Source organism: Pseudovibrio sp. W64 (assembly GCF_001623145.1).
In the GTDB taxonomy this organism is placed as follows: domain Bacteria; phylum Pseudomonadota; class Alphaproteobacteria; order Rhizobiales; family Stappiaceae; genus Pseudovibrio.
In genome coordinates, this window is record NZ_LMCI01000028.1 from 195476 (window position 1) to 222212 (window position 26737).

32 protein-coding genes are annotated in these 26737 nt (G+C 50.8%); 11 read left to right on the top strand and 21 right to left on the bottom strand.

Annotation, left to right across the window (positions count from 1 at the left end; translation table 11 throughout):
- Positions 1-5: 5 nt before the first annotated feature.
- The 3 genes from PsW64_RS11765 (at position 6) to PsW64_RS11775 (ending at position 882) form a co-directional block, all read left to right on the top strand.
- Positions 6-353, top strand: a complete 348-nt coding sequence (locus PsW64_RS11765; RefSeq protein WP_193757792.1) for a thermonuclease family protein — start codon at positions 6-8, stop codon at positions 351-353.
- 76 nt (positions 354-429) lie between these two features.
- Positions 430-624 (top strand): hypothetical protein, encoded by a 195-nt coding sequence (locus PsW64_RS11770; RefSeq protein WP_063288283.1) that lies wholly within the window; start codon positions 430-432, stop codon positions 622-624.
- A 42-nt stretch (positions 625-666) separates the two neighbouring features.
- Positions 667-882: a hypothetical protein gene (locus PsW64_RS11775; protein ID WP_063303729.1), complete on the top strand. Its 216-nt coding sequence runs from the start codon at positions 667-669 to the stop codon at positions 880-882.
- 70 nt (positions 883-952) lie between these two features.
- Here the strand turns inward: PsW64_RS11775 and PsW64_RS11780 are convergent, their stop codons facing one another.
- The 5 genes from PsW64_RS11780 to PsW64_RS28340 form a co-directional block, all read right to left on the bottom strand.
- Positions 953-2866, bottom strand: coding sequence for an AAA family ATPase (locus PsW64_RS11780; protein ID WP_063303730.1), 1914 nt, complete (start codon positions 2864-2866; stop codon positions 953-955).
- Positions 2853-3374 carry an ABC-three component system middle component 5 gene (locus PsW64_RS11785; RefSeq protein WP_063303731.1) on the bottom strand — a complete coding sequence of 174 codons (522 nt, stop codon included), beginning with the start codon at positions 3372-3374 and terminating at the stop codon, positions 2853-2855. Before PsW64_RS11785 ends, PsW64_RS11780 begins: the two co-directional genes overlap by 14 nt.
- Complete coding sequence (locus PsW64_RS11790; RefSeq protein WP_063303732.1) at positions 3371-3964, bottom strand: ABC-three component system protein; 594 nt, start codon at positions 3962-3964, stop codon at positions 3371-3373. Before PsW64_RS11790 ends, PsW64_RS11785 begins: the two co-directional genes overlap by 4 nt.
- Positions 3965-3967: 3 nt before the next feature.
- Positions 3968-4180, bottom strand: a complete 213-nt coding sequence (locus PsW64_RS11795) for a hypothetical protein (protein WP_153042364.1) — start codon at positions 4178-4180, stop codon at positions 3968-3970.
- 236 nt (positions 4181-4416) lie between these two features.
- Positions 4417-4542: a hypothetical protein gene (locus PsW64_RS28340; RefSeq protein WP_256387153.1), complete on the bottom strand. Its 126-nt coding sequence runs from the start codon at positions 4540-4542 to the stop codon at positions 4417-4419.
- Between PsW64_RS28340 and PsW64_RS11800 the strand changes: the two genes are divergently transcribed.
- Together PsW64_RS11800 and PsW64_RS11805 are read left to right on the top strand one after the other, a co-directional pair.
- Positions 4541-4798, top strand: a complete 258-nt coding sequence (locus tag PsW64_RS11800) for a hypothetical protein (protein ID WP_063303734.1) — start codon at positions 4541-4543, stop codon at positions 4796-4798. The two genes, PsW64_RS28340 and PsW64_RS11800, sit on opposite strands and share 2 nt — an antisense overlap.
- Entirely contained in the window at positions 4795-5661 is an 867-nt protein-coding gene (locus PsW64_RS11805; protein ID WP_063303735.1) for a BRO-N domain-containing protein, read from the top strand. Before PsW64_RS11800 ends, PsW64_RS11805 begins: the two co-directional genes overlap by 4 nt.
- A gap of 34 nt (positions 5662-5695) precedes the next feature.
- Here PsW64_RS11805 and PsW64_RS11810 read toward each other — a convergent pair whose 3' ends face one another.
- Positions 5696-6553: a hypothetical protein gene (locus PsW64_RS11810; protein ID WP_153042365.1), complete on the bottom strand. Its 858-nt coding sequence runs from the start codon at positions 6551-6553 to the stop codon at positions 5696-5698.
- Between the two features lie 113 nt (positions 6554-6666).
- Complete coding sequence (locus tag PsW64_RS11815; protein WP_063303737.1) at positions 6667-7794, bottom strand: integrase; 1128 nt, start codon at positions 7792-7794, stop codon at positions 6667-6669.
- Between the two features lie 107 nt (positions 7795-7901).
- Here PsW64_RS11815 and dusA point away from each other — a divergent pair, with 107 nt between their 5' ends.
- Positions 7902-8948 (top strand): tRNA dihydrouridine(20/20a) synthase DusA, encoded by a 1047-nt coding sequence (gene dusA / locus PsW64_RS11820; protein ID WP_063303738.1) that lies wholly within the window; start codon positions 7902-7904, stop codon positions 8946-8948.
- A 135-nt stretch (positions 8949-9083) separates the two neighbouring features.
- Positions 9084-9905, top strand: a complete 822-nt coding sequence (locus tag PsW64_RS11825) for a sulfite exporter TauE/SafE family protein (RefSeq protein ID WP_063303739.1) — start codon at positions 9084-9086, stop codon at positions 9903-9905.
- Between the two features lie 78 nt (positions 9906-9983).
- Here PsW64_RS11825 and PsW64_RS11830 read toward each other — a convergent pair whose 3' ends face one another.
- From PsW64_RS11830 to PsW64_RS11840, 4 genes are all read right to left on the bottom strand, one after another.
- Complete coding sequence (locus PsW64_RS11830; RefSeq protein WP_063288306.1) at positions 9984-10682, bottom strand: retropepsin-like aspartic protease family protein; 699 nt, start codon at positions 10680-10682, stop codon at positions 9984-9986.
- Positions 10667-10888: a DUF1289 domain-containing protein gene (locus PsW64_RS27110; protein WP_275078086.1), complete on the bottom strand. Its 222-nt coding sequence runs from the start codon at positions 10886-10888 to the stop codon at positions 10667-10669. The genes PsW64_RS11830 and PsW64_RS27110 overlap by 16 nt, the downstream gene beginning before the upstream one ends.
- 40 nt (positions 10889-10928) lie before the next feature.
- Positions 10929-12101, bottom strand: a complete 1173-nt coding sequence (locus tag PsW64_RS11835; RefSeq protein ID WP_063303740.1) for an alpha/beta hydrolase — start codon at positions 12099-12101, stop codon at positions 10929-10931.
- 155 nt (positions 12102-12256) lie between these two features.
- Positions 12257-13075: an adenosylcobinamide-GDP ribazoletransferase gene (locus PsW64_RS11840; protein WP_063303741.1), complete on the bottom strand. Its 819-nt coding sequence runs from the start codon at positions 13073-13075 to the stop codon at positions 12257-12259.
- A gap of 392 nt (positions 13076-13467) precedes the next feature.
- Here PsW64_RS11840 and cobT point away from each other — a divergent pair, with 392 nt between their 5' ends.
- Positions 13468-14496 carry a nicotinate-nucleotide--dimethylbenzimidazole phosphoribosyltransferase gene (gene cobT, locus PsW64_RS11845; RefSeq protein WP_063293179.1) on the top strand — a complete coding sequence of 343 codons (1029 nt, stop codon included), beginning with the start codon at positions 13468-13470 and terminating at the stop codon, positions 14494-14496.
- 164 nt (positions 14497-14660) lie between these two features.
- On the opposite strand, the gene PsW64_RS27905 is transcribed toward cobT, so the two are convergent.
- The 3 genes from PsW64_RS27905 to PsW64_RS11860 all read right to left on the bottom strand — a co-directional run bounded on the left by PsW64_RS27905 (position 14661) and on the right by PsW64_RS11860 (position 17058).
- Complete coding sequence (locus PsW64_RS27905; RefSeq protein ID WP_208860398.1) at positions 14661-15017, bottom strand: GFA family protein; 357 nt, start codon at positions 15015-15017, stop codon at positions 14661-14663.
- A gap of 87 nt (positions 15018-15104) precedes the next feature.
- Positions 15105-15461, bottom strand: a complete 357-nt coding sequence (locus PsW64_RS28440; protein ID WP_208980738.1) for a GFA family protein — start codon at positions 15459-15461, stop codon at positions 15105-15107.
- A gap of 46 nt (positions 15462-15507) precedes the next feature.
- The gene (locus PsW64_RS11860; protein ID WP_275078087.1) at positions 15508-17058 is read right to left on the bottom strand and encodes a sensor histidine kinase; all 1551 of its coding nucleotides are present in this window, start codon (positions 17056-17058) and stop codon (positions 15508-15510) included.
- A 204-nt stretch (positions 17059-17262) separates the two neighbouring features.
- On the opposite strand from PsW64_RS11860, the gene PsW64_RS11865 reads away from it, so the two are divergent.
- The 3 genes from PsW64_RS11865 to PsW64_RS11875 all read left to right on the top strand — a co-directional run bounded on the left by PsW64_RS11865 (position 17263) and on the right by PsW64_RS11875 (position 19247).
- Entirely contained in the window at positions 17263-17907 is a 645-nt protein-coding gene (locus tag PsW64_RS11865) for a glutathione S-transferase (RefSeq protein ID WP_082597167.1), read from the top strand.
- Between the two features lie 80 nt (positions 17908-17987).
- Positions 17988-18521 (top strand): uracil-DNA glycosylase family protein, encoded by a 534-nt coding sequence (locus PsW64_RS11870; protein ID WP_082831097.1) that lies wholly within the window; start codon positions 17988-17990, stop codon positions 18519-18521.
- Between the two features lie 234 nt (positions 18522-18755).
- Entirely contained in the window at positions 18756-19247 is a 492-nt protein-coding gene (locus tag PsW64_RS11875) for an Lrp/AsnC family transcriptional regulator (protein WP_057465982.1), read from the top strand.
- Positions 19248-19311: 64 nt separating this feature from the next.
- On the opposite strand, the gene PsW64_RS11880 is transcribed toward PsW64_RS11875, so the two are convergent.
- The 7 genes from PsW64_RS11880 to PsW64_RS11910 all read right to left on the bottom strand — a co-directional run bounded on the left by PsW64_RS11880 (position 19312) and on the right by PsW64_RS11910 (position 26645).
- Positions 19312-20193: an NAD(P)-dependent oxidoreductase gene (locus tag PsW64_RS11880; protein ID WP_063303743.1), complete on the bottom strand. Its 882-nt coding sequence runs from the start codon at positions 20191-20193 to the stop codon at positions 19312-19314.
- 247 nt (positions 20194-20440) lie between these two features.
- Positions 20441-21358 (bottom strand): ABC transporter permease, encoded by a 918-nt coding sequence (locus PsW64_RS11885; protein WP_063303744.1) that lies wholly within the window; start codon positions 21356-21358, stop codon positions 20441-20443.
- Positions 21355-22065: an ABC transporter permease gene (locus PsW64_RS11890; RefSeq protein ID WP_057465985.1), complete on the bottom strand. Its 711-nt coding sequence runs from the start codon at positions 22063-22065 to the stop codon at positions 21355-21357. Before PsW64_RS11890 ends, PsW64_RS11885 begins: the two co-directional genes overlap by 4 nt.
- A gap of 77 nt (positions 22066-22142) precedes the next feature.
- Entirely contained in the window at positions 22143-22919 is a 777-nt protein-coding gene (locus PsW64_RS11895; protein ID WP_057465986.1) for a transporter substrate-binding domain-containing protein, read from the bottom strand.
- Positions 22920-23174: 255 nt separating this feature from the next.
- A complete protein-coding gene (locus PsW64_RS11900; protein ID WP_063303825.1) occupies positions 23175-23951 on the bottom strand; it encodes a transporter substrate-binding domain-containing protein in 777 nt (258 codons plus the stop codon).
- A gap of 416 nt (positions 23952-24367) precedes the next feature.
- Positions 24368-25144, bottom strand: a complete 777-nt coding sequence (locus PsW64_RS11905) for a transporter substrate-binding domain-containing protein (protein ID WP_057465987.1) — start codon at positions 25142-25144, stop codon at positions 24368-24370.
- 262 nt (positions 25145-25406) lie between these two features.
- On the bottom strand, positions 25407-26645 hold the full coding sequence (locus PsW64_RS11910; RefSeq protein WP_063303745.1) for a molybdopterin molybdotransferase MoeA: 1239 nt from the start codon (positions 26643-26645) through the stop codon (positions 25407-25409).
- Positions 26646-26737 lie beyond the last annotated feature (92 nt).

The following is a 26737-nucleotide window of genomic DNA, read 5'->3' on the forward strand; positions in this document are numbered from 1 at the left end:
GGCCCATGGACTTCAAGCGTGTGGATGTGCGGTTGGAGGGCATTGATACGCCGGAAAAACGCAGCACCGGCTGCACCGCACTCTATGGCGGTAAGGCGGCAAATGTCCCGGCGCATATCAAGACCCATGAGAAGCAACTGGGCGTCAAAGCAACCGAGTTTGTGAAGGCCCATGTAAAGCCGGATGACACCTTGCTGCTGACCGGGGTGAAGCTTGGCAAATACGCGGGCCGTGCCGTGGGCAAACTGGCCCTGAATGATGGGCGGGATCTGGGTGCACTGCTCATCCAGAACGGCCATGCGGTGACTTACGACGGCGGCACCAAAGCAGCGCCGTGGTGTCTGGACAACTAAGCCCGGCACAGGAAAAGACGCTTCAACCCGGCCTCACACGATGCCGGGTTTTCTTTTGTTTTGAGGAGAGGGCTGCATGATCACCCGCAACGAGATTTCTACCGCAGCAGCCTTAGGCTCTGCCTGGATCGCCAACATCTGGGAGGGCTATGCAGAACCGCTCCTGCAGGCCGCGATTATTCTGCTAACCGTGCTCGGCGCCGCCTTCGTGGTCTGGCTCCGGTTTCTGGATATTCAGCTCAAACGAAAGCAATTGCGGGAGAAGAACTAGAACTCTGAAGACCCTGAGACGGCTGATGATACCGGACATGTGATGGTGGTTGCGGAAGATACGGTGCTTCACACCACAGGGGACACGCAATATCTGACTATTGTTGATTGCAGTGAAGTGAGGGCGGATAAGTCATCCGGCGTCAGCCAAAGAACCATTTCCATGAAGCCCCATGACGGCAAATGGTATGTCTCGCTCGCCTGTGATGACAATCCTCAAAGCGAACTTGATCACATCAATGTCCTGAGGCTCAAGTAGTCTTGCTATAGGCCGCAGCCAACTAGGTTCGGCTGCGGTTTCTTGAGGCATTGATCACGAGAAAAGCTATCTAAAGAATATCGAGAGTGTAGTTACTCCGGGTAGCGTGTTTTCCGACACAATACTTTTCATTGTTCAAACTTGGATCGATCATTGCAGTTGCAAAAATAACCTGATTTTCGACCCCAGATGTTTCTGAAACGCGAACAATTTCCCGCTGAAAATTCTGGCTCCTAGTAGGTTCCATTCCCTTATCTTCAATCGTATCGATTATACAAAATCTTGGATGATTGAAGAAACTCTTCTTCAGGGCTGCAGCTAAGAAACCTATGAAAAAACTCGTCTTTAAGATCACCCTAGAACTTGCAGAAAAGTAAGATTTATTATCAACTCGGATAGTGTTTGCGCCAAAATCAAAGTCAATTATCTCAGGGTTTTCAAAACCATGTTGGCGATTCAAATCATTTCGCAACAGAGTCTTTATCTCGTCACCAATTTCTGTGTAAGCAATTGAAATTCGATTTTGCTGCTGTCTTTGGATTGCTCTATTTTGGTTCGTTAGGTCCGTTATTTGTGATGCTATCTCGGAGAGCTTTTCTTTTAGTTCTTCAACTTTCTTGACGGCTCCTGCTAGCCGATCGTACTCCTCAATTTCCTTCTGTAAGTAGCCAACCCTCGTATACAACTCTCGAAGTTCATCCTGTCCTACTGTGGTCGGCGAACGTTTAATTTGCTCTAGTTCTGTCTTATGTGTACTCCACATCACTTTGAGTTCATTTATTTCCCTGCTTAGTGTGGAGTACTTCTTCTCTCGGTTTTGCTGCACAACAGCGGCTTGCTTAATCTGTAACGAAGTTTCATTTATCAACTCAGCTATTTGATAAAGCACATCTTTGTTTTCGAAAGGCTGTTTACATAGATGGCAAGCATGGGCGATCGGTTGTTTTTCTAACGGCTGATAGCAAGCTGGGCAGGTCTGAAATGTTACGTCTCCAATTACTTCAGCAGTCAGTGCCGAGTCTTTTAAGGCTTTTAATTTTGCCTCTAAATCAGAAATGAATTTTTGCGTGTCTACGATACTTAGAGTTAGATTATCAATCTCAGCCTGCTTATCTGTGAGCAGCGCCATTGCTTTCTTGGTTTCGTTATAGGCTTTATTTTGAGCGTCAAGTGTATAGATTTGACTTGTTGCATCGGTGTTTACTTCGATAAGTTTGGTATCGATAACAAGTTGAAGCTGGTGGTAATCCTTTGATGTGCTCTCTTTTTGAAGATCAACCCACTCAATGGTTAGATTTTCAGCACTGACACCTAATGCCAAAACAAGGCTGTCATGTTCCCCATGAAGAATTGTTTGGTTTTTCTGAAGAGACCTAATTTTGAGTTCATTAGCATAAAGGTCAGCTTCCTTTACACCGCATAGCAACCTGCCCACAGCATCTCGAATGGTTGGGGTATCCCATCTTTTATCGAACAAGAAGAGACTTTCAACGGGGCTTAATTGGTCGGCATAAAGCAGACGCATTATCTGATGCATCGTCAGATTGCCTGTGCTATCGCTGATTGCCTCAGGTATATCAAGCAAACGAAATAAGGCTTGAGAGAAGCTTTCAAGTGATTGAGTTCTCGCGTAGGGGTACCTCTTCCAAGATGCCATACCTGCAGTTTTAGCCTTCTCCCAAGGCCCTCCAAAAATCTCCATGGGCTGCCCATTTTTGGGAGAAACAAACCGCCTTAAGGTTGCGACAATTCCATTAAACTCAACTTCTGCGATTACGCTGGTACATAACAGAGCAGTTTCACTCCATTGTGCAACATCACCGCCGAGAACATAAAATATGAAGTTTAAAACGGTCGATTTGCCGGATGAGTTGTCACCCCGAATAATGTTTACACCGCTGTGAAACTCTTCATCGTAAACAAAACGGTCATCTTTCTGAACCAATAAGCGGTTTAGCTTTATGCTAGGATCAAACCGAGTCATATCTATATTCCATAAGTGCACTGCGGTCTTTCAATCCATCTTTCCCCAATAGTGGGTAATCTGACGCTAAGACACCTAGAAACTCAATTAGATCACTTTGATCTATATTCGTTGCATTTATGCGTTCTTGAAGCGGGGATGGAATATCAGCGTTTTGAACAATTGCCTTTTCAGACGTCCAAACCTTGGCATCTACAATTCCGGCCTTCGATAAAGTTTCAATTGCTGACAAATGAATTACATTCATCTTATTAAGCAGCGTGCGTTTTTCCGGCAGATGACCAAACGGCCTAGCATCTGAGTATTTTTTCCCTAACTTCTTATAAGAGGTGTGTTTTCGTTGAACTCGAATTTCAGAGATGAAAAAGGGAAACAGTAGAAAGAAGTCCAAAATTCGCAGAGCGTCAAAATGTAAAGGCTCTTGCGACCAACAAGATTGATTTAGTCGCATGATACGAAATGCAGTGTGATACGTGTCTTGAGAAGGTTGGTAAGTGAGTTGCGTCATTTGTGCCACTTTATCAAGCACTGCTCGGCGAGCCAGTACAAAAGACCTAATGCAATGTCTGTATTGATTGTAAATAAAGGAATATCTGAACCCATTTGCACTGTCACTTTTACAACATGCTCGTCAGTTAGCTTGTCGATAATAGTATTATTTGCGGTCCCTACATGAGAGTATACCTGCGTAGTAAAATTCCGTTTGGCTGTTGCAAGCAAGTGCGCGAAAATTTCCTGAGCTGATGCATATAGTGACCACTTATTGAGTAGCTCGATAAAAAGTTGCTTTTGCTCAAGAGCATCTTCTAAAAGATATTCTCTGTCTGATCGGTTCAGTTTTTGCTCCAAACCAACAACACCATCTTTTGCATCTCGTTTTCTTTTGTAAATACTTAAATTTTCGACGATGTCTGCAATCGTTGCATCGTCATCAACGGCGTTTTGCAGTTCATTGCATAGACGAGCAATTAGTGGGTCTGTGACTGTACTAAGAACACTACCAATATTGTAGGTAATTTTGTTCACTGTGTTTTTATCACGTCCAACTAGGTCTTGGCCTGCTTGTGCACCATGTTGGTTGATCGCAATTGGGCTCATAAATTATGCGTCTTCTTGATCTTTTTCGTGTGTAATCTTGTCTCTTCCGACCAGATCACCCTGAGAGCTTGCACCCGATTGGTCGACGAGATATCCATCTTTTCCTGCCTTGTTGGAGGAAAACGAAAATTTGATTACAAGTACGACTGCTACAGTGAATGCAATGCCAATGGCAAGAACAACACCTATATTTTCAATACTTAAAATAGTGTCCATGAATCGCATCTCCTTATAGTTGCAAAGACGCTAGCAGACTTCTCATTTTGTAAAAGTGATAAATTTTTAGCTTTATTGCACTTATTCCCACCTCCCTTGACAACCTTCCCATCCTCCGTCAACCTGTCCAAGCTCACTTCAAAGTGGTGAGCCGGGTTTCGCAGCCTGAATGAAACACACAAGGCGTCGACGCGCCAGAAAACCGCTTTTGAGCGCGTTTTTTGTTGCGCATATGGTCAGGCGTTATGGGAGGCTTTATGCCTGCCGGTTTCCTTGTGTGCCGGTCTGCGAACCCGTGGCGTCTGGCCGCCATTTTCGCAGGTGTCGACCAGACTAAATCCATACACAAGGGAATTAGTCATGACAGAATTTTCCCGGAATACCTCGCTTCAAGCCCTTTCCTCCAGCCATTCGGCACTGCAGAGCCTTGCAGCGCGCATCGAGGGGCTGTTTCAGGCTCTGGGGCATGTCTCTAACGAAATCTCCAGCCCAAGCCCGCTGTGGAATGCAGCTGTTGCCTTGCAGGATGAACTCTCCGAGCGTCACAGCGATCTCATCAAAGAGCTGGATGTCATGGAAAGCAACATCAGTAAGCTGAACCGGGGAGGGCAGGCATGAGCGCGCTCACCATCTTCGACTTTGAAGATCACAGCCTGCGTACATTGGCGGTGGACGGCCTGTTCTGGTTCATCGCCAAAGATGTCTGCACCGTGCTGGAGATCAAGAACAGTCGGCAAGCCGTCACCAAACTTGACAGCGATGACATACGCGTCATTTCAAATGACACGAGCGCGGGTAAACGGCAATTTACTGCGGTGAATGAGAGCGGCCTCTACTCGCTCATTTTTGAATCCCGCAAGCCAGCGGCCAAAAAGTTCAAAAAATGGGTGACGGCAGAAGTGCTGCCCGCGCTGCGCCAGTCCGGCACCTACTCCATGGGCCCCACACCGCAAAAGCAGCAAGGGCCAGATGCAAAGCAGGTGCTGCTCGTCAACGAAATGAACGCCCGCGCCAATCTGCTCAAAGAAGCGCGCTACATCTATGGCCGCGAGGCTGCCATGCAGCTGTGGGACAGGCTCGGCCTGCCGGATATCGCAAGCGAGGGCGTCAATCAGGTGGCCGGCACCGCCGCCGATGATCCCGATGGCTGCCTGACGCACCTGATCAACTTCACCTGCGGCAAAAACCTCTCCGTCCGCATTGCCCTGGCCTTCGCCCTGGCAGATGACGTCGGCGCCCGCCGCATGGAACAACTGGGCCTCAAACTGCGCCCCCATGCCTACCCGGATGGCGTCGCCATCGCCTACGATCACGACTACCTGTGGGAGGTCTTCCGCCTCACCCAATGGCACGGCAACTGGAAACTAGCCTTGCAAAAACTCCCCGCCGCCTGCCAATCCCAAAACGCCATCATGATCGACGGCAAGCAAAGAAGAGCAGTCATCCTGCCCCTCTCGCTAGTGGAACGTTATGTGGGGTAGTGGAGTGGCCTCATCACCTATTGGGGTGGTGGGGTTATCTGGCTGAGACGCATTCTTCTCCTGTGATGTTCAACACAACGCTACCGCAAACTGTCCGCCCTGGTTGCAGCTCAAAGAAAGAACCAAGAAGGAAATGGTATTTTTCCCCCATAGCTTTGGCGGTGGTGTAATAGTTCACAGTTCCTCGAATAAAGCTCATAAAATCACTTTCATCCGGGTTCTCTATAGCTTCTTTCAAAGCAGCCTTGCATTTGGTTTGGGTGTACTTAGCTTTGCTGAAAGAGCCCCAACTACTAATAATTTTTTTATCGATCTCCGTCTGCGCTTGCTCCCACTTATCGTGAACGTTGCTGGTTGCAGTTCCAAACTGCTGCTCTGCCAGTTCATAGCTGCCATTTCCGGTAAGGCTAACGAGCTCATTCCAACCCATGACCCTTGCTTGCTTACCTAGTTTCCTGGAGAGAACCCGAGCAGGAGAGTCAATATTTAAGCTGCCGCCATTACATGTCGCAAGATCGACTGTAGAAAGCTTGTCAGGATCAAAACTAGCTGTGAGATTATTAGCAAATTCTTCGGATGACATCGGTCCAACGGACTTACAACTTCCGTGCTCAGTAACGCGCAGGTCCTCGATTTTATCGGAAGTGGGAGCATCACGTGTCAACGCAGATACTTTACCCTCAGTATCCATATGATAAATGTTTTGCTTGCCTCTTGTTCTGCTCAGCCAAGCCAACTCAAAAATCCCCGCGGGAAGGCGGTCCTCACAGATCGAGTCAAAGACCAGAACACCTGAGGTACTATTTGCCATTCCGGTGCCTGCTGTGGCCATCATAATAAGTCCGGTTACCACGCCAAGTGCCATGTGTTTTTTGGTTTTTGATTGAGACATGTTTCACTCCTTTTATTGTCATCCGGAATGACGAGGACAAGGAATGATCGTGAGCCAGCCCCTGTGGAGCTGGCTAACAGGGCGTTAATTAGAGTTTGCGGTCCGCCGCCAAGTTATACCAGCGAGTTGCTGCTGTCATAGGCTTCTTCTGCTGAATTTTCCGAGCTCATCTGCAGCTTATTCAACCAATCCCAATCCTCATATTTATCTGCCTTGCTTTGAATGTGAGCGTAACGCTTCAATGAGGTCCAACTCCTGTGGCCAGAAACAGCTGCGACGTGAGGGATGGTTAGGCCGCTCTCAAACAAGATCGAAATGCCTTCATGCCTGAGATCGTGAAAGTGCAGATCCTCAATGCCAAGCACCTTGCAGGCTCTCGTGAAGGTCGTTGAGATGGTTCTCGGGTTGTAAGGGAAGATCTTCTCGTCAACTTCACCTTGATTTTCAAGGAAGGAGATTGCTCGGTCTGGCAGGTCAACCAGAACATCGTTTCCGATCTTCTCGCCTGGATGCTTCATGTCTCTCACCCAGATGCGCTTGTGCTCTTTGTCGAAGTCAGCCCACGTTAGTCTGCAAATCTCATCAAGACGGCGCGTAGAAAAAAGAGCAAACGGGATAATCTGCTGCATAGGAGTGCTGCCGGGATATTTTGTTTGGCTCAGGCAAAAGTGCTTTAGCAGCTTGTCCAACTCATCCAGTGACGGTCGGCGCTCCCGCTGCTTGGACTTTGACGTGATACCAAGGCGCTTGCACACAATGTGAGCGTCTTTCATGACTTGCTTGTCGAGAGGGAAGCCCCATGCAGCGCGTGCAATGGAAAACACCGCTGAAAGATGGGAGAGATAATTGCCAACTGTTTGCGGCTGGACGTTTTGAGAAAGCTGTTTTGCAAACTCAACGATGTGCTCGGACCGGATCTCAGTGCAGTCCAGGTCTGCGATCGCATGTTGCTCTCGAATAGTCTCCAGAACCTGAGACTTTGTGCGGCCAATGTTTTTGTTGTGATCTTCGATATATCGCTTTATTACCTCCCCTAAAGTCTTCGAGGGTTTTTGGGCTTGTTCTAGCCCACCTGGAAGCGATAATTCGGTCTCTCGTTTGTTGAGCCATGCTTGGGCTGCCCTCTTGCGGGAGAAGACCTTGCTTTCTCGATGGACAATTTTGCCTTTTCGCTTGATGAGTATCTGCGCGCAATGTGAGATACTGCCATCTTTGCGTGGTTTTGAGACTATAGTGCCCATCGGTACGAACCGCCCTTTTCGAGTACGAATTATTCGTACCAGAAGGGACGCGATAGTCAATAACGGACAGAAACGGTACGAATTCGATAGAGTTCTAGGAATGCTAAATGATTGAAAAAACAAAAAAACTCTATGATATCAATCAGTCTGTCTTTGCAGTCGCGCCGATGCTTGACTGGACGGATAGGCATTGTCGTGCATTTCATCGTGTCCTTTCCAAGAACTCGCTGCTCTATACTGAGATGGTCACTACTGGCGCTTTGATCCATGGCGACAGGGACCGTCATCTTCGGTTTTCTAAAGATGAGCAACCAGTTGCCTGCCAGTTGGGGGGCTCTGATCCCAAAGCGCTTGCCGAGTGCGCCAAGATGGTGGAAGATTGGGGCTACGATGAGGTCAACCTCAACGTGGGTTGCCCGTCTGACCGGGTACAGTCCGGCAAGTTTGGTGCCTGCCTCATGCTGGAACCTGAATTGGTAGCGGAAGGCATTGCTGCCATGAAGGATGTTGTGTCTATTCCCGTCACCACCAAATGCCGCATTGGGGTGGATGCTCAGGAGCCGGAGGAAGCGCTGAATGCGCTGGCAGATAAAGTCATCGCAGCTGGCACGGACGCACTGTGGGTGCATGCCCGCAAGGCCTGGCTGAAAGGCCTGAGCCCGAAGGAAAACCGCGATGTGCCGCCGCTGGATTATGACCTTGTCTATCGCCTGAAGCAGCGCTTGCCGGACGTGTTTATCGGCGTCAACGGCGGTGTAGCCACATTGGAAGAGACCTCAGCGCATTTGGAAATGCTGGACGGCGTCATGATGGGCCGCGCAGCCTATCAAAACCCGATGTTGCTGGCTGAAGTGGACCGCGTGGTCTACGGAAAAGAAACTGCTGCAATCTCTCCTGTTGAGGCGATGGACCTTTACCGCAGTTATATTGAGGATGAACTGAGCGCTGGCACAAAGCTGGCGTCAATCACCCGCCATATTTTAGGAACATACCAAGGCGTTCCTGGTGCTCGTCATTTCCGCCGTATCATGACGGTGGATGCAAACAAGACAGGCGCTGGCATTGAGGTGCTGGAAGATGCATTGGCCGCCGTATTACACCATCAAAGTGTAATGCGCGAAGCACGCGAGCAAAAAGAGGCCGCATTGATTTAAAGCGCACTCCCGAAAAGTGGCTACCGGTTTTCGGACAAGAGTGCGCTTGAGGGATGCGTATTCCCGAAGAATGGACGCTAGTTTTCGGACAAGGGTACGTGTAGAAAAATTTGTTTGGAATTGAGGAGGGGCAGCATGGACATGATTACAGCGTCTATGCTGGGTTTCGGAGCGGCATTGGTTGCCTCCGGCGCACTAGCAGGTTTTCTGGCAGGATTGTTTGGTATCGGAGGCGGCGCGATCCTTGTGCCGGTTCTCGTGACCATTTTAACGGAAGTGGGCGTTGATCCTGACGTCGTGGTCCACATCTCGGTGGCATCCTCTCTGGGAGTGATCGTCCCAACGTCTCTACGGTCCTTCTTCGCGCATAAAAAGAAGGGCGCTGTGGATCTGTCCTTGCTGAAAAGCTGGATTATTCCGGTGCCTATTGGCGTACTGCTGGCATCTTATGTTGCTGCGCTCGTTTCAGGGGATACGCTCAAGGGCATCTTTGCTGTGATCGCGTTCGTGGTCGCCATGCGCATGCTGTTCAACCGTGAAAGCTGGAAGCTGGGCAACGATATTCCGGGCAATCCGGTGCGTGCGCTCATTGGTGTGCTGATCGGCTTCTTCTCAACGCTCATGGGCATCGGCGGCGGCGTTATGAACAACACCTTCATGACCTTGTTTGGCCGTCCGATCCATCAGGCTGTTGCAACATCCTCCGGTGTTGGAGTGCTGATTTCCATTCCGGCGGTCTTTGGCATGGTCGCCGCAGGTTGGGGGGCTCCCAATCTTCCACCGTTCTCTGTTGGCTACATCAACCTGCTGGCCGTGGCGCTGATCATTCCAATCACAATCTACGTGGCCCCACTGGGCGCGCACTTCGCGCACAATCTGCCAAAGCGCAAGCTGGAAGTCGCGTTCGGTGTCTTCCTGCTCATCGCTTGCGCCCGGTTTACTATCAGCCTGCTGTAAGCCAGCCTCTCGTAGAAACATGAAAAGCCGCTGACAGCAATGTCGGCGGCTTTCTTTTATCTGACATCAGATGATTGTTTAGCGAGCCTTCAGGATCAGCTGATTGCCTTCCACGCGCCAGCTGGCAAATGTGTTCAGGGCGCTCATGCCCAACAAGCTGGTGGAGAGCATCTCCTCTTGCGCCACAAAGGCAGGCACATCGTTTAGGTCCCAGTCTCCAATCTGCATGTCCTGCAAGCGCACACGGGCCACAAAACCCATGCCGTTGGCAGTCGAAACCGGTGTTGTGAAGGACAGGTTCTGCGTATCGATGCCAACCCGGCGGGCATCGCCATAAGACAGGGTGATATGGGAGGCACCTGTATCCACCAGCATATCGACAGAGGTGCCATCCACCTGCGCATCAATGAAAAACTGATGGTTGATGCCGCGAGAAATCACCAGTTCGCCGCTTGCTGTTTGCGAGATGGAGCCGGGGAACAGCTCGGACATCACACGGTCACGAACGGTCATCAGCTCATAGCGGTACGAGTAGCCGATAATCAGCAGCAGAGCCAAACCACCCCAGAAGACGACTGCGCCAAAAACTTCGCGGAATTTTGGACGGCGGATGAGCACGCCCATCCCAATCACAATTCCCATGGCGAGCAGGGCAACGAGGCGCGGCCCGTCCTCCTGAAATTTGTCGCCCAAAAACTCAGGTGTTCCAAGGTAACCAGTCGCAACGCCAATCACCATTGCGCCAATAAGGATGACAAGGCCTATCGTCCAGCGCATTGTACATCCTCCTGTGTTACCGTGAGAAATCTGGCTTTCCGGGCAGGGAGCTTTGCCAGCACATCATGTTGAGCTTGTGCGGAGAGGGACCCCCATCCGGCGATCTCACTCAAAAGGCGCCAACAGCTCACGCACATCCTCCGGTCTTCATCCAGCTTACACAGTTTTAAACAAGGGCTGGCAGGTGGTTCTAAAGTGACTGACAAAATAAAGTCCTACAAAATCGCTGGGGCTCCAACGCGCGTCTTAAGGGCGCGTTGAAACTGATCCGGGTGTGCTCACCACAATCTTGGCTGTGTGGCCAAGGAACTCGGTAAAGCTGCGTCCGGCATTGCCAAGGCGCCCGCCAATACCTTGTTTGTTTCTGTTCTGCTTGCCCTGTTCAAGCGCTTTGACGAGTTGAGGGCCAAACTGAGCAAGCTGCGCATACTTGTCATGGTTGATCGAATCTTGTGACTCAACCTCTGTCAGATCAATAACAACAATGCCAAGTTTGGTCAGCCTTTCATCGTCTTCCACATCACCAACACGCGCTTTACCACCCGCAAGCCTGCGAGAGAAGCGCAGTGCCCGGTCATCACGCGAGACCAGAACGAAAACAGGGTTTGCTCTGTACCCAAGAGAGGTAATCATTGTTTCGAAAACATCAATATCGATGTCAGGAGATGCCATGACAACGGTGACTTTTTTATTCTTCAAAAGCCCTTTACCCTGAAGCTCCATTTGCCTCAAGGTCTCCAGAAGCAGCAGGTTTCCAAGAGAATGAGCCACAATGGTGATACGCTGCGCATTGGAATTGGTCAGATCAATGAGGACTTTCTCCAGTCCATCTCGCGCAATGGCAACACTGTTAGTATCATAAATATAGTCTGTGAGATAACCCGCTGAGGCCCAGGTGAACAAAATGGGCAAGCGGTTTGCTTTTGCATCAGCTGCCATTTGCGCCAGTCTGAAAACACCTTCAGAAAAGCGGGTGTTGTACCCATGAATAAACAGCACTGCCTCACGCTCTTTCCCGGAGCGCGCTGCAAGCTCGCGGTTTATCTCTTTCTGAAAGGCGGCATTGCCATCAATGTAAGAGGCTTGGCGCACCACAAAATCAGTGTTCGGGTCGCCCGGAGAGGAAGACGGCCATGCAATCCGGCCCGGTTTATGGGTTGGCGGAATGGAGATGGTCGCCGACCCAAAGTCCACGCCTTCAGAGCGTCCTGAAGAGTAAAGTTGGTGAGGAACGTCAGAGCGTGCGCGTGTGGTGGCGATGAGCATGCTGACTTCTCTGGTTCCCGGCGCTTCCTCTAAAGAAACACGCAAGGCATCTGGTCCGGGCCGGGAGGCACAACCAGCAAGGACGGCAGCGGCCAGTGCAACAGTGGCAGCGCGTTTTAATGCAGACAGTGCGCAAGCAAAAGAAAGCTTCATGATTTCTCCGAGCCCGTAAGGTTCAATCAGTAAGTCAAACGTGTTCTAGGCAATCAATGCGCGTAGAATAAAGCTAAAATGCTAGCAAAAGATTGCACAATGATGGTTTCTTAAAAGCGCTGCTCCGGTTTTCAGGCAAGCACACGCAGCAGGCTCTAAACAGCAAGGACGCCCAGCAGGAAGCCCAGTGAACCAACTTGTTGCGCAGCCCCCAAAACATCACCAGTGATGCCCTTGATTTTTGCCAGAGACAGTTTTGCCAAGGCACCGACCACCACAAAGCTGAATGCTGCCCCAAACGCCACCTGCCAGAAGCTGAGGTAGAACAAGCTTATGATCAGCAGTGGCAAGGCAAAGCCCGCGGCCCAGGAGACAGCACTGTTTTGGGGGATGCCAAAGCGGGTGGATAGTCCGCCATGATAAGCAGGCGGCATCGTGTTCCAGATCCAGATCATGCCAACCCGGCCAGTCGTTTCCGCTGCCAGATAGCCAAGCGCCGCGCCCATGCCGCCAAATCTCTCCAGCAACATGGAAAGCAGCAGCCAGCGCAGGCTCAGGGAAAGCACAAGTGCCACTGTGCCAAAAGCCCCAATACGGCTGTCTTTCATGATCTCAAGCCGCCGCTCAGCCGTATGACCTCCAAAGAACCCGTCAACCACATCAGAAAGGCCGTCTTCATGCAGGCAGCCCTGCACAGCCGCCGCCACAGCAACCGCAAGCAGCGCAATAATGGCAGGCGACAGAGCACTTTGGGAGAGTATGAGCAACACCAGCATGCTTGGCAGTGAAATGACAATACCCGCTAGCGGAATGCTGCGTGCGCGCATACGAAAATCCGGTGCTGTGCTCAAATCATCCCAGCTCCCAAGTTTCGGCAGAGGAATGCGGGAGAAGAAGCGCACCAGTTCCGCCACCTCGGCCAAAATGGAGGAAGGTGTGGGAAGAGAATCTTCTGAATGTTTGTCGTCGGACATGATGGTTCTCACAGAAATGAAACAGGCATCAAGAGCTTCTGAATTCAGTTAAAGCGCGTTCCATTTGATTATTTCAATCAAATGATAAGAATTCGCTCAAACACAAAGATTTCAGAGCATGGCGCATGAATGCGCAAGCTCTAAATCAACAATTTGTAGTTTGCAAAGCCGTGGAAACCACAAATAGTTGATAAGTCTCATTTGTATTCTGCCTCCAGTGGCTTATAGATCTGCGCAAACAACAAGGCGCAAAAATTCATTTTGCGGGTCAACTAATGTGCATCTCCGAAAAGTGGAAACCGGTTTTCGGATCAAAGGTGCGCGGAAACAAAAGCTAAAGCAGTTCAACTGATCCAACCTGAATGAGAACTGCTTTAAGTTCGGAGAAGCGTATGTCTCTTGCAACGTCTGCACTGCCATTCGATGATATCAGAAACCTGGTGGGTGCAATGCCCGGTCCAAGCCTTGAAGCGATTGAGGCGGTGAAGAAACGCGATGCGCAGTTGACGAAGCCTCAAGGCTCTTTGGGCCGTCTGGAAGAGCTGGTGGAATGGCTGGCAGCCTGGCAGGGCATGCCAATGCCAAAAGTCACCCGCCCACTGGTTGCTGTGTTTGCCGCAAACCATGGCGTTGCTGACAAAGGCGTTTCTGCTTTCCCGAAAGAAGTGACCGCGCAGATGGTCTCCAACTTTGCTGCAGGCGGCGCAGCCGTAAACCAGCTTTGCATTGCGTATGACCTTGGCCTCAAAGTGTTCGAACTGGCACTCGAAATGCCAACCCCGGACATCTCCGAGGAAGACGCTTTTGAAGAATCTGAGTGCGCAGCGACCATGGCCTTCGGCATGGAAGCGATCTCCGGCGGGACGGATCTGCTCTGCCTTGGCGAAATGGGCATCGCAAACACCACTGTAGCCGCTGCCATCTTCTACGCGCTGTTCGGCGGCACTGCAGAAGAGTGGGTTGGCCCGGGCACTGGCGTTCAGGGTGATGCGCTGAAAAACAAGATTGCTGTTGTTGAGCAAGCTGTGCAGCGGATCGGCGGACCGGGCAAAGTTGAGCCTCTGGAAGTTCTGCGCCGGATCGGTGGCCGCGAAATCGCAGCAATGGCCGGTGTTATTCTTGCAGCGCGCATGCAGCAGGTTCCTGTCGTTGTTGATGGCTTCGTCACCTCCGCCGCAGCTGCCATTCTTTACAAGATGGACAAGACTGCGCTGGAGCACTGTGTGTTCTCTCATGCCTCCGCTGAGCCTGCACACCGCCGCGCCCTGACCGAGATGGGCGGCAAGCCTCTTCTGGATCTGGGCATGCGTCTGGGTGAAGGCTCCGGTGCAGCCATCGCAGCTGGCATCATCAAAGCAGCAGCAGCAACGCATGCAGGCATGGCGACCTTCGCTGATGCAGGCGTTGCAGCTCAGGACTAATTTGAGAATAGCCCCTCCGCCGAGGAGGGGAATAAATTGAAAAAGGCCGCCTCACTCAGACGAGTTGAGGCGGCCTTTTTCAATTTCAGCAAATAACGCAGGAAAAACGCTTTCCTTTCAAACCAACGCACATAGCAACGCAAACGTTGGTTTGATGAGCTGCGCTAATCGACAAAGCGCCATGTATCCGCGCCATCAAAGTGGCGCACACGGATGTCTTTCACATCCTCAGCAGGCACCAGCCGTGTGTTCACCGCCATTTTATCCCCGTCAGGATCAACTGGCGCCCAGTGCGTGGTGTTTCCGCACGTTTTGCAGGTATGGAACTCAAGGCCCTTGTCGCCCCACAAATACGTAAAGGTCGCGTCCGGCTCTTTCTCAATACTCACGTTCTTGGGCGAACCATGCGCCCAGATGGTGCCGTAGCGACGACAGGCAGAGCAATTACACTCCGTCAGCCACTCTGGTTTTTCACGAAATTCAAACTTAACTGCACCGCAATGGCATGAGCCACGTAACATGTGTTTCTCCCGGTAAATGAATAGAAGCGTCGATCCGCAAACCCAAAGCAAAGCAGGGTGCAGGATCACGATGAAAAGGGAATGGGTTTAATCCAGAAACTGCCCCGTATCAGCGCCATCAAAATGACGGATGGGGATGCCTTTCACATCCTCAATTGGCACAAGGCGTGTGTTGACTGCCATACGGTCATAATCCTCGTCCAGATCGGACCAGTGAGTGGTGTTTCCGCAGGTTTTACAGGTATGGAACGCGATCATCTTATCACCCCAAATATAGGTGAATGTCGCATCAGGAGCTTTTTCAATGCTCACATTCCTGGGTGACCCGTGCGCCCAAACAGTGCCGTAACGACGACAGGCTGAGCAATTGCACTCTGTAAGCCATTCTGGATTTTCACGAAATTCAAATTTAACTGCACCGCAATGGCATGAACCACGAAGCATACATCCCCCAATATACGCACCTAGAACAAATTAGGAACGTATACCCTTAGCCTGCACGAAGCAAGGGCTCTCTATCCTTGCGTGTACTCGGGTCTGGTGTCGGGATCGGGTCGATATGGCTCAGCACGCGTTTGGCTGGCAATGAGATTGTCGCCTGCGTTCCTTCACGCAGTTTGGAGGCAAGCTTGAACTCGCCCTCATGCATATGCGCAAGCGCTTGCACAATGGAAAGGCCAAGGCCGGTGCCTTGCTCCGCATCCTGAATGGCCTGCGTGCCCTGACCAAAAGCCTGCAGCACCACAGGGATCTCTTCCTCAGGAATACCAGTCCCTGTATCGCTTACACTGATGTACTGACCACCTGAATTGTCGATGCCCACATGAATTGAGATTTCCCCCTCAGGAGGCGTGAACTTCACGGCGTTGGTCAAAAGGTTCAGCACCATTTGGCGCAGGGCTTTTTCATCGGCCCAGACTTTGCTCAGACCACTCTCGTAGATCTCATGAATCTCGATGTTCTTCGCCGCCGCCCGCATATGCATCATGTGCTTGCAGGCCGCTGCCACGTCACGCAGACAGACTGGTTCCTCCTGCAACTCATAGCGGCCTGCCTCAATGCGCGACAGGTCTAAAATCTCATTGATCAGATTGAGCAGATGCTCACCAGACTGATTGATATCCTTGGAGTAATCCAGATAGGTTTTATTATGCATCTGGCCAAGAACTTCGTCCTTCATCACCTCAGAGAACCCGAGAATCGCATTCAGAGGTGTGCGTAATTCGTGACTCATTGTCGCAAGAAAACGTGTTTTAGCCAGGTTCGCTTCCTCAGCCCGCCGCCGCGCTTCCTGAGAAATTGCATTCACCTGTTCCATTTCGGAGATCAGGTGGTCCTTCTCCGCGCGGTATTCCAGCAAGGTCAAAGCGGAGTTATGCAACTGTTTGCTGAGGATATAAAAGAACAGCTGCGCCCCAATCGCCATCATCCCCATCGCATAATGAGGCATGCTGTCATACTGCCAGAAGCTGAAGATCAGTGCGCCCGTAATCGGGGCGGTGGCAGCCAGCAAAGCGCCGGGGAGAGGGGACGACAACATGGTCGCCATGGCAATGACGATCAGCATGGTCGCAAACTGGAAAACGCCAAACCCGTAATCCGTGTTGAACTGCAGGTTTCCGATAAAAAAGATAGCCCAAACAATGCCATAGAGCATATCACCAGCAAAAAGCTCTCTGCGAATTGAGCGCAGATCACCTTCCTGAGCTAAGCTTTTTTCCATTCGTTTTGTAGAAAGAAGAATAAGGGAGTGGGCGATCAGCATGGCGGCAAGCCAGCCTCCGGCCACTTCCACAGGAAGCCATACACTTGAGATGGTCGCAGCCACAATGGCGATCATCGGCATGGCGTAGGCCACGGACAATCTGTTCTTCACGAACATCAAAATAAGATCAGCTTCAAAACTGGGTCTCACGCCCTCAACGGTGCCAAGACGTTCGCGAGCATCCGTTACGGTACGTGCAACCTCGCGCCGGCGATTTGCTCGGGCACGATTAATAGTTGTTTTGTCCTTACTATTCTGCGACGATCCGTTGTTCATGTATTCTCGGCCTCTGTGTGCCAATAGATTGACGGGATACTTGCTCTTTTGACCAGAATGAACATGATCTCTTAAGATTGCTCTGATTCATAAGGTTAATGTTGGGTTTACAGGGTCAAAAAAATGCTAGGTTTTTGCCCCATTTTGGGACAGATTCTCTTTTAGATTGTAGGGGCAACAGCTCGTGGTTGTTGGGAGGCACCGTTGAAACTTTATAGCCATAGGCAAGCACCTAACCCTTTTCGCGTCACTCTGTTCCTTGCTGAGAAGGGCGTTAAGGTTAACACTGCCTACGTAGATTTCATGCATGGCGAATTGAAGGCAGATGAGTTTAAAGCGATCAATCCGTTTCAGCGATTGCCCGTGCTCGTGCTGGAGGATGGAACAGCGATATCTGAAAGCTGTGCCATCTGTCGCTACATAGAAGAAATGAACCCACTCAAGCCTTTGCTGGGCCAGACGGCCAAGGAAAGAGCGCTGATTGAGATGTGGAACCGGCGTGCTGATCTGAGGCTGTTAAATCAGATTTCTCAGGTATTTCGCCACACCAATCCGGCCATGGCTCCACTGGAGCAGCCGCAGATCAAGGAATGGGGAGAGGCGAACAGGCCTAAAGTTCTGGAGACACTTGCCATTTTTGATAGGCAACTGGCAGACAATCAGTTTGTTGCCGGTGACCGGTATTCAATCGCTGACATCACTTTGTTCGCAGCAATCAACTTTGCTCGCGTAATTAAGCTGCAAGTCCCTGAGGAACTTGGTAATCTGCGCAGATGGTATGCAAAGATGACAGAGCGCCCGGGCGTGCAGGCAGCCCTTCAGGTGATGAAAGAGACCTCCAGCGCTTAACAGAGCGCATTGCTGCGTGCAGGGTTTGTGTAGAGCAGCCCATCCGCCAGCCATTGCCTCACGAGCCAAGGCCCGTTGTTGTGCTGTCCTCAACAGCACGTATCGCCATATGCGGTCAGGCACCGGGAACACGCGTCCATGCCTCTGGAAAACCGTTTACAGACCCATCGGGAGATCGCCTGCGCGACTGGATGGGTATAGGTGAAGAAGTCTTCTACGACCCCGCCAAACTTGCAATTATCCCCATGGGGCTGTGTTTTCCGGGATTGGACTCAAAAGGGGGCGACAAGCCGCCGAGGCCGGAATGCAAGAAGACCTGGCATCAAGAAATATTCAGCAATATGCCACAGATTGAAACACTGCTGGCAATAGGTGGCTACGCACAGGCCTACCACATGCCCGAGCTGACCAAAAAACGCCTCTGGGAAACAATTGCTGATTTTCGATCAATCTGGGACAGGACAGTCGAGCGCCATGCCCAAGGCCTCGGCCCTCGCGTTCTCCCGCTCCCTCATCCTTCCTGGCGCAACAATGCCCACATAAAAAAGCATCCCTGGTTCGAAAATGAGCTGCTTCCGCTCCTGAAAGAAGAAGTAAGCCGTCTTTTGAGCTGATTTGAGAGATTCTTTTTTTATGTGCCTATAAATATGAGAACGGTTTTCTTTGGTCCCCGCTAAAATCCATCTTGATGAAAATAAATTTCATGAATTTAATTATGCGTAGAACGAAAACCTATATTCCTGCATAAATCTTGCTGTTTGAAGCTGGAATAACATTTCACATGACCTTATGCTTCCTGCAATGATTTTGCGCCAAACAATAATTCCGGTGGGAGATAGGGGTATAATATGATCGATAGGATCGACCGTCGCATTCTGTCCATTCTACAAGAAGACAGCACCATTCCCGTAGCTGAGATCGGTCGCCGCGTCGGCTTATCAACCACCCCATGCTGGCGCCGTATCCAGAAGATGGAAGAAGACGGCGTCATCACCCGCCGCGTTGCAGTGCTTGACCCAAAGAAGGTCAACGCCAAAGTCACCGCCTTCGTCGCCATCACCACCAACGAACACACCGATGACTGGCTCCGCAAATTTGCAGATGTCATCCGAGAGTTCCCGGAAGTGGTGGAATTCTACCGCATGGCCGGACAGGTAGACTACCTGCTGCGCGTTGCCGTGCCAGACATTGATGCTTATGATGATTTCTATAAGCGACTGATTGCAAAGGTAAATATCGCAGACGTGTCCACGTCCTTTGCGATGGAGCAGATCAAGTACACAACTGAACTGCCACTGTCTTACATCATCGCTGAAAAGCCAAAAGCGAACATGTCATAGGACTTGTTCGGCAAAGCTGAGAACTAAAAAAGCCCCGGTCATCTGATCGGGGCTTTGTGTTTTCTTACTTCTTGTCGGCGTTGTTCAACCGGGCAATCAGGCTGGAGGTATCCCAGCGATTACCGCCCATGCCTTGAACCTCTGAGTAGAACTGATCGACCAGTGCTGTCACCGGCAGGCGTGCACCAACCTCATCAGCTGCTTCAAGACAGATCTTCAGGTCCTTGCGCATCCAGTCCACCGCAAAGCCATGCTCGAACTCACCGTCACGCATGGTCTCCCAGCGGTTCTCCATCTGCCAGGACTGAGCCGCCCCGCCGCGCACTGCTGAAATAGCTTTCTCAACATCAAGGCCGGACTTTTGCGCAAAATGAATTGCCTCAGACAGACCCTGCACCAGACCCGCAATGCAAATCTGATTGACCATCTTGGTCTGCTGGCCAGCGCCAACAGGACCCATCAAACCGGCAAACTTTGCAAAGCAATCGATGAACGGTTTTGCGCGATTGAAGACGTCTTCCTCACCGCCAATCATAACGGTCAGAACGCCATTCTCAGCACCTGCCTGCCCACCTGAGACGGGCGCGTCAAGGAAGGAAAATCCCCCCGCACGTGCTGCCTCATCCAGCTCGCGAGCCACCTGAGCAGAAGCTGTGGTGTGGTCCACGAAGATAGCGCCAGCCTTCATGCCGTGAAATGCGCCGTTCTCGCCAGTCGTGACAGAGCGCAGGTCGTTGTCGTTGCCAACACAAGCAAAAACAACGTCACAGCCCTCAACGGCCTCTTGAGGGGTCAGAGCGAAGGAGCCATCGTATTCTTTGGCCCATGCCTCTGCTTTGGCTGTTGTCCGGTTGTAAACGGTAACGTCATGCCCACCACGTGAGGCCAGAAAACCCGCCATTGGGTATCCCATAACACCCAAACCAATAAACGCGACCTTTGCCATCGGACTATCCTTATAATCTTGAATCAGAGCGCAGCAACACTACCAGTTTCACCAGCAGATACCACGTAAATTCACGAGCGCGCATTCCGTTTTATTGTATTCAACCAAACAACAGGAATTCGCTCCACCAAAGATGCGGGAGCGCGATGCGTGAGCGTTACTGAACGCAACGAGCCTTAGGTGTACCAATGAAAAAAGCGCAGGCTTTTGGACCCGCGCTTTCAAGTATTTATCTCTGCCTATTGGCTTATCTTTTTAGGTGGCGCGTCAAACGAGCCTCAATGCGATCCCATGCCCGGCGCAATGTCTCCACCATCACCAGATAAGCAATCGCAGCCCAAACATACGCCTGGAAATCATAGGTCCGTGAGAACGCACGACGCGTTTCACCCATCAGATCGTAGATGGTGATGATCGCTACAATCGCAGAGCCTTTGATCATCAAAATGATCTCGTTACCATAAGGGCGCAGAGAGACGATCAGAGCCTGCGGTAGAATAATTTTCCAGAAAGTCACCCACTTCGGAAGACCAAGCGCAGACGCAGCTTCCCACTGTCCTCTGGCAATGTTCTCAATGGAACCTCGCAGGATTTCCACCTGATAGGCAGCGGTGTTCAGCGTGAACGCAAGCACAGCACAGTTCCACGCATCCCGGAAGAACCACCAAATATCAACGGATTCCAGTGGCTCACGGAACGTACCCGCGCCGTAATAAATCAGAAACACCTGTGCCAGCAGCGGTGTGCCACGGAAGAAGTAGACGTAGCCATACGCAATGCCGCCCAAAACACGGTTCTTGCTCATCCGCATGAAGGTCATCGGAATGGAGAGCAGAACGCCCAGCAGCATGGAAACGCCAACAAGCTTCAGCGTGATGATGAAGCCGGAAACAAATTTCTCACCATACTTAGTCAGGAACTTCGCATTGTGGGTGAGAGAAACCGGCAGCAGACCTTCGCCGCCAAACACCAATGCAACGCTGTTTGAATTCAGCAGGAACCATACAATGCCCAGTCCGCTGACAATCCAAAGTGTCAGCCAAGTGGTGCCGACAACACGCGTTGGCGTCCACGGACGGGAAGTCGGAGACGGAGGAGGGGCTTTTGCCTGAATGGCCTGAGATTGAACGTAGCTTCCCGGAGCGCCGATAGATGCATCACTCATCTGGAGATCTCCCCGCGTTTAGCCCATGCATCAAGGCGGGAAATGCCACCGGAAGAGATCACAGCCAGAACGAGATAAATCACGCAAGCAACCGAAAAGAACAGGAACGGTTCTTTGGTGGTTCGCGCTGCCATATTGGAATAGCGAATAATGTCCGCCAGACCGATAATGGAGACCAGAGAAGTCTCTTTCAGCAAGATGAGCCACAGATTGCTCAGCGCAGGCAAGGACAGACGGACGAGCTGCGGCAGGATAACCAGGCGCATGGTCTGCACGTATCCCAGACCGAGCGCATTCGCGCCTTCATACTGGCCTTTGTTAATTGCGCGGAAGGCAGAAAGGAAAGCTTCGGAAGCGTAGGAGGAAAACACAAGCGACAGGGCAATCATCCCTGCCAGAAATGCGTTCACCTCAAAATAGAATTCCCCGAACAGTGCAAGCACTTGTTGAATGAGGATCTGACCACCGTAATAGACAAGGAAAAGGGTTAGAAGCTCGGGAAGTCCCCGAAAAATTGTCGTGTAAATGTTGGCTGCAGCGCGGAGAGAAGGCTCTTCGGACTTCTTCGCAAGCGCCAGCAGAAACCCCAAAAGCAAGCCAATGGGAAGGCTTGCCAACGCAAGGGAGACGGTCATAACAACGCCAAGTGCTATCTCATCGCCCCAGCCCATGTCCCCAAAGGACAAGAGTGTGAAAATTTCATTCATTACGGGGATTGCCCCTATTCTTTTTAGAACGGCGGGAAACTGGTCCCGCCGTCAGAGTGTATTGCAGCTTGACGCCATCACTCTCCGTAGGCGTCAAAGTCGAAATATTTGTCGTTGATCTCTTTGTACTTTCCATTCTCACGTAAAGCAATAACCGCTTTGGAGAATAGGTCTGCCAAGTCTTGGTCGTTCTTACGAACGCCTACACCAACGCCTTCACCATGTATCTCTGGAATAGGTGACATGGTACCGAGCAGTTTACAGCAATTGCCTTCCTCTGACTTCAACCAGTCAGAAAGAACAACTACGTCATCAACTGCAGCGTCAAGTCTACCACTTTCCAAATCGAGTTTATATTCATCAGCAGTAGGGTACAGAGACACTTCTGATTTAGTCAAAATGTCTTCAGCAAACACTGCGTGTGTCGCGCCAACCTGCGCGCCGACAAGAGCACCAGACATTCCTTCAATGGATGCCTCAGTGATCTTGCTATCGTTTGGTACTGCCACTCCCGGAGGGGTCTGGTAGTACTTTTCAGAGAACTGAATGCGCTGCTTCCGTTCTGGTGTGATGGACATAGATGCCATGATCGTGTCGTACTTGCCTGCAACGAGGCCAGGGATCAATCCGTCCCAGTCAACCGGCATCCATTCACATTCAACCTTCAGTTCGGCGCAAAGCGCGTTGCCCAGTTCAATCTCAAAGCCAACCAGCTTGCCATCGGCAGTGGTGTAGGCAAATGGAGGGTACGAGGCTTCAGTACCAATTCGGACTTTGGTCCATTCTTTTGCCTGAACCTGAGTTGAAGCAAGAAGTGCGAGTGTTGCAACAGTGGCAAAGCGCATGAAGCCCATTTGTATTCCCCTTTGTAAATTCTTGGCAGGGGTCATCAAAATGGCTCCCTGCACAGCCGGGGCGCATATTTAAATGGAAGAAATAAGATTTCAACCTATTTGAGTAGGGGTGTCAGCAGAAAATAGCCAATTCATTTCATCTTGAGAGGAGTAAGTTTCCATTCTGATCAGTTTTGGGCATGGTTGTTCCACAAAACGGTGATGCATCACAGAAACTTTCCCCAGCTTCGAATCTTTCTTGGCTCCTTTCAGCTGTTATTCACCAAATGCATCCTGAGAGAAATACTTGTCATTGATCGTCTTATAGGTGCCGTTTTCACGAATTGCGAGAATAGCCTGAGAGAAGCGATCTGCCAGCTCTTCCTGACCTTTGCGAACGCCAACACCGATGCCCTGACCGTGTAACTCAGGCTGGATTGGCAGAGAGCCGATGATTTTACAGCAAGAACCTGCTTCAGAATCCACCCAGCTCTGCAAAACACCCAGATCATCAATTACGGCATCCATACGACCGTTTTCGATATCCAGCTTGTACTCTTCAGAGGTCGGGTACAGCGACACATCAGCGTCGGAGTAAATCTCTTCCGCCACAACAGAGTGCGTGGTGCCGCCCTGTGCCCCAATCAACAGGCCTTCCAATGCTTCAGGAGTGATATCGGAAACGGGAGAATCCTTAGGCACTGCAATGGTTGATGGCGTGTTGTAATAGCTGCGAGAGAACGAAATGCGCTCAAGACGTTCTTCCGTGATGGACATGCTGGCGATGATCGCATCGTACTTGCCAGCAACCAGACCTGGGATCATGCCATCCCACACCTGCGTGCCCCACTCACACTCAACCTTCATCTCAGCGCAAAGTGCATTGCCAATCTCAACATCAAAGCCAGTCAGAACACCATCTGATCCTGTGAAGTTGAATGGAGGGTAAGCACCTTCTGTCGCAATACGCAGTTTGGTGATCTCATCTGCCTGAAGGGCTGAAACTGCTGTGAAGCTCATAAGTGTGGCAAGCGCCATACGGGCAAAAGACATCCGTGTATCCTTGTTCTTTTTGGCAGAGTGCCATTTTGGTTGTGCTCTGCATTTGTTGCCAAGGACACTATAAAAAATGCGCAGGACTTCAACTGAAATAACGGAGATATCGGAAGAAAAATGCGCCATGTGCCGTTATTGTGGAGTGATATCCGTCAATTCGACGGGTTGTGTGGAAGAAATATTTCTCCCACTTTCTGAGTTAAGTGAGAAAACTATGTCCCTTCACACTCAGAAGAGCGGGTTTGAGCTTTCCCGGAATCAATTACAATTTGCCATTTTGAGAGACTAAATGAGCCATTCTGCCAAACTGGTGACTTTGACTGGTCAAATTGGCAAAATAAAACCCTCGGGGGAAAAGCACCCGAGGGTCTCAAAACCGTCAGCTGATAAATCAGCTGAGTGCCAAGTTACTCTTATTCGCCGTAAACGTCGAACTTGAAGTACTTGTCGTTGATTTCTTTGTATTTACCGTTTGCACGCAGAGCAGCGATGCCCTTGGTGAACAGAGCTGCAAGGTCTTCGTCGCCTTTACGAACGCCGATGCCTGCGCCTTTACCGTGGATCTCTTCAACGGACTGCATAGTGCCAAGGATCTTACAGCAAGAACCCTTGTCAGAGCTGATCCACTGTTCCAGAGCCATCACGTCGTCAACCACAGCGTCAACACGGCCATTTTCCAGATCCAGCTTGTACTCTTCAGAAGTTGGGTAAAGAGCAACGTCGGAGCCGTTCAGTATCTCTTCAGCGAACTGAGAGTGCGTGGTGCTGCCCTGTGCGCCAAGACGAACGCCTTTGAGGCCTTCTGGAGAGGCTTCGCTCAGCTCGGAATCTTTGCGTACTGCGATGCCTGGAGGAGTGTTGTAGTACTTCTCAGAGAAGGAGATCTTTTCCATACGCTCTGGAGTGATGGACATGGAAGCAAGGATGGTGTCGTACTTGCCAGCAACCAGACCAGGGATGATACCGTCCCAGTCCTGAGTAACCCATGTACACTCAAGCTTCAGCTCGTCACAAAGAGCATTGCCAATCTCAATGTCGAAGCCAGTCAGTGTTCCGTCAGCGGTGGTATAGTTGAATGGAGGATAGGCGCCCTCGGTGCCCATGCGAACCTTTGTCCATTCTTTTGCTTCCGCGCCAGAAACTGCTGCCAACGCAATTGCTGCTACTGCTGCCAAACGCATAATACGCATATTATGTCCCCGAATTAATTATCTTGGCAGGGTTTCTTTAGGTAGGCCCCTGCATAACCGGAGCTTATGTTTCACTAAAAGTATCCGTAGATCAACCTATATACTGGGCATATTAGGCTAATTAATAGCAAAATGACAATGCTTCGCGGTAATATCTTGCAATATTTCGCAGCTTTGAGGGCAAACTTGTTAAAATTGCAACCAGTGATCTAGGCGTGGAAAAATGGCTCGCACGCGATTCTGAAAATGCGAGCCAGCAGAGTTACCTAAGGCCAGTTTCATCAAAGCTGATGAACGGAACAAGATCACCCTTGCGAACAGAAGTCATATCCTCTGTCAACTCAATGAAACCATCGCCGAAAGTGAGAGAAGATAACAAGGCTGATCCGTCACTGTGATACTTGGTCAGTTTAAGAGTGCCATCTTCAACCACCCGGCGCCCGCGCAAAAACTCACGGCGTCCGGCTTTGCGGCCAGAAATCTCAAAATCTGCAGCGATGTATTGGCGCGGCGCTTCAATGAAGTCAGCCCCGGCAAGCGCTTCAATCAACGGGCGCGCAAGGAATGCGAAGGCGACAGTGGCTGCCACAGGATTGCCCGGAAGGCCGATAAAGACGCAATCAGGCAGTTCGCCCACCATGAACGGGCGTCCCGGCTTAACAGCCAAGTGCCAGAAGGTGGTCTTGCCAAGCTTGGAGAGCGTTGCAGAGACAAAATCCTTATCACCACCTCCAGCACCGCCAGAGGTCAGGATCACATCACATTCTTTAGAGGCTGATTCTAACGCAGTTTCCACAACATCATGTTGATCTGCCAGAATGCCGAGATCCACCAGCTCTACCGGCAAATTGGCAAGCATACCGCGCAGCAGGAAGTGGTTCGTGTCGAAAATTTGCCCGTCCTGCCGCGTTGCTCCCGGACGGATGAGTTCATTGCCCGTGGAAAATACACCAATCTTCAGCCGGCGGTATGTTTGGAGTTGGCCAATACCGATAGAGGCAGCCGCGGCAATCTCCTGCGGGCGCAGCACAGTACCTGCTTTCACTATAGGTGCGCCTTTAGTCTGGTCTTCACCTTTGCGACGGATATTACAGCCAGTCGAATAGCTCCGAGAAAGCTGAACCAAACGTATTCCATCGCTTTCACTCTCAGAGCAATCTTCTTGAGGAACAACAAAATCGGCTCCTTCAGGAACCGGTGCTCCCGTAAAAATCCGAGCAGCTTCTCCCGGTTTCAGCGCGGCTTCCGGCATGGAGCCAGTAAAGACTTCCATGACCACCGGAAAGGATGTCTGCTCGGACCCACTTTGAGCGATCGCGTAACCATCCATTGCAGAGTTATCAAGCGGAGGAAGGTCGCAGTTTGCAATGATGTCGTTGGCAAGAACACGGCCATACGCCTCGTAAAGCGATGTTTCTTCTGCAGTGACTTTGCAGTGACCTAAACCTCGCAAATGAGAAAGGGCTTCGTCAAAGCTCAGACTGGGCGTTTTCGTGTTCATGTCTATTCCGGAAACTTGAGTGGGCGTGTTTCTTTATTTACCAGAGTCACGCCTTAGGATTTGGCAAAAATCAAAGATCTCACAGGCATCTG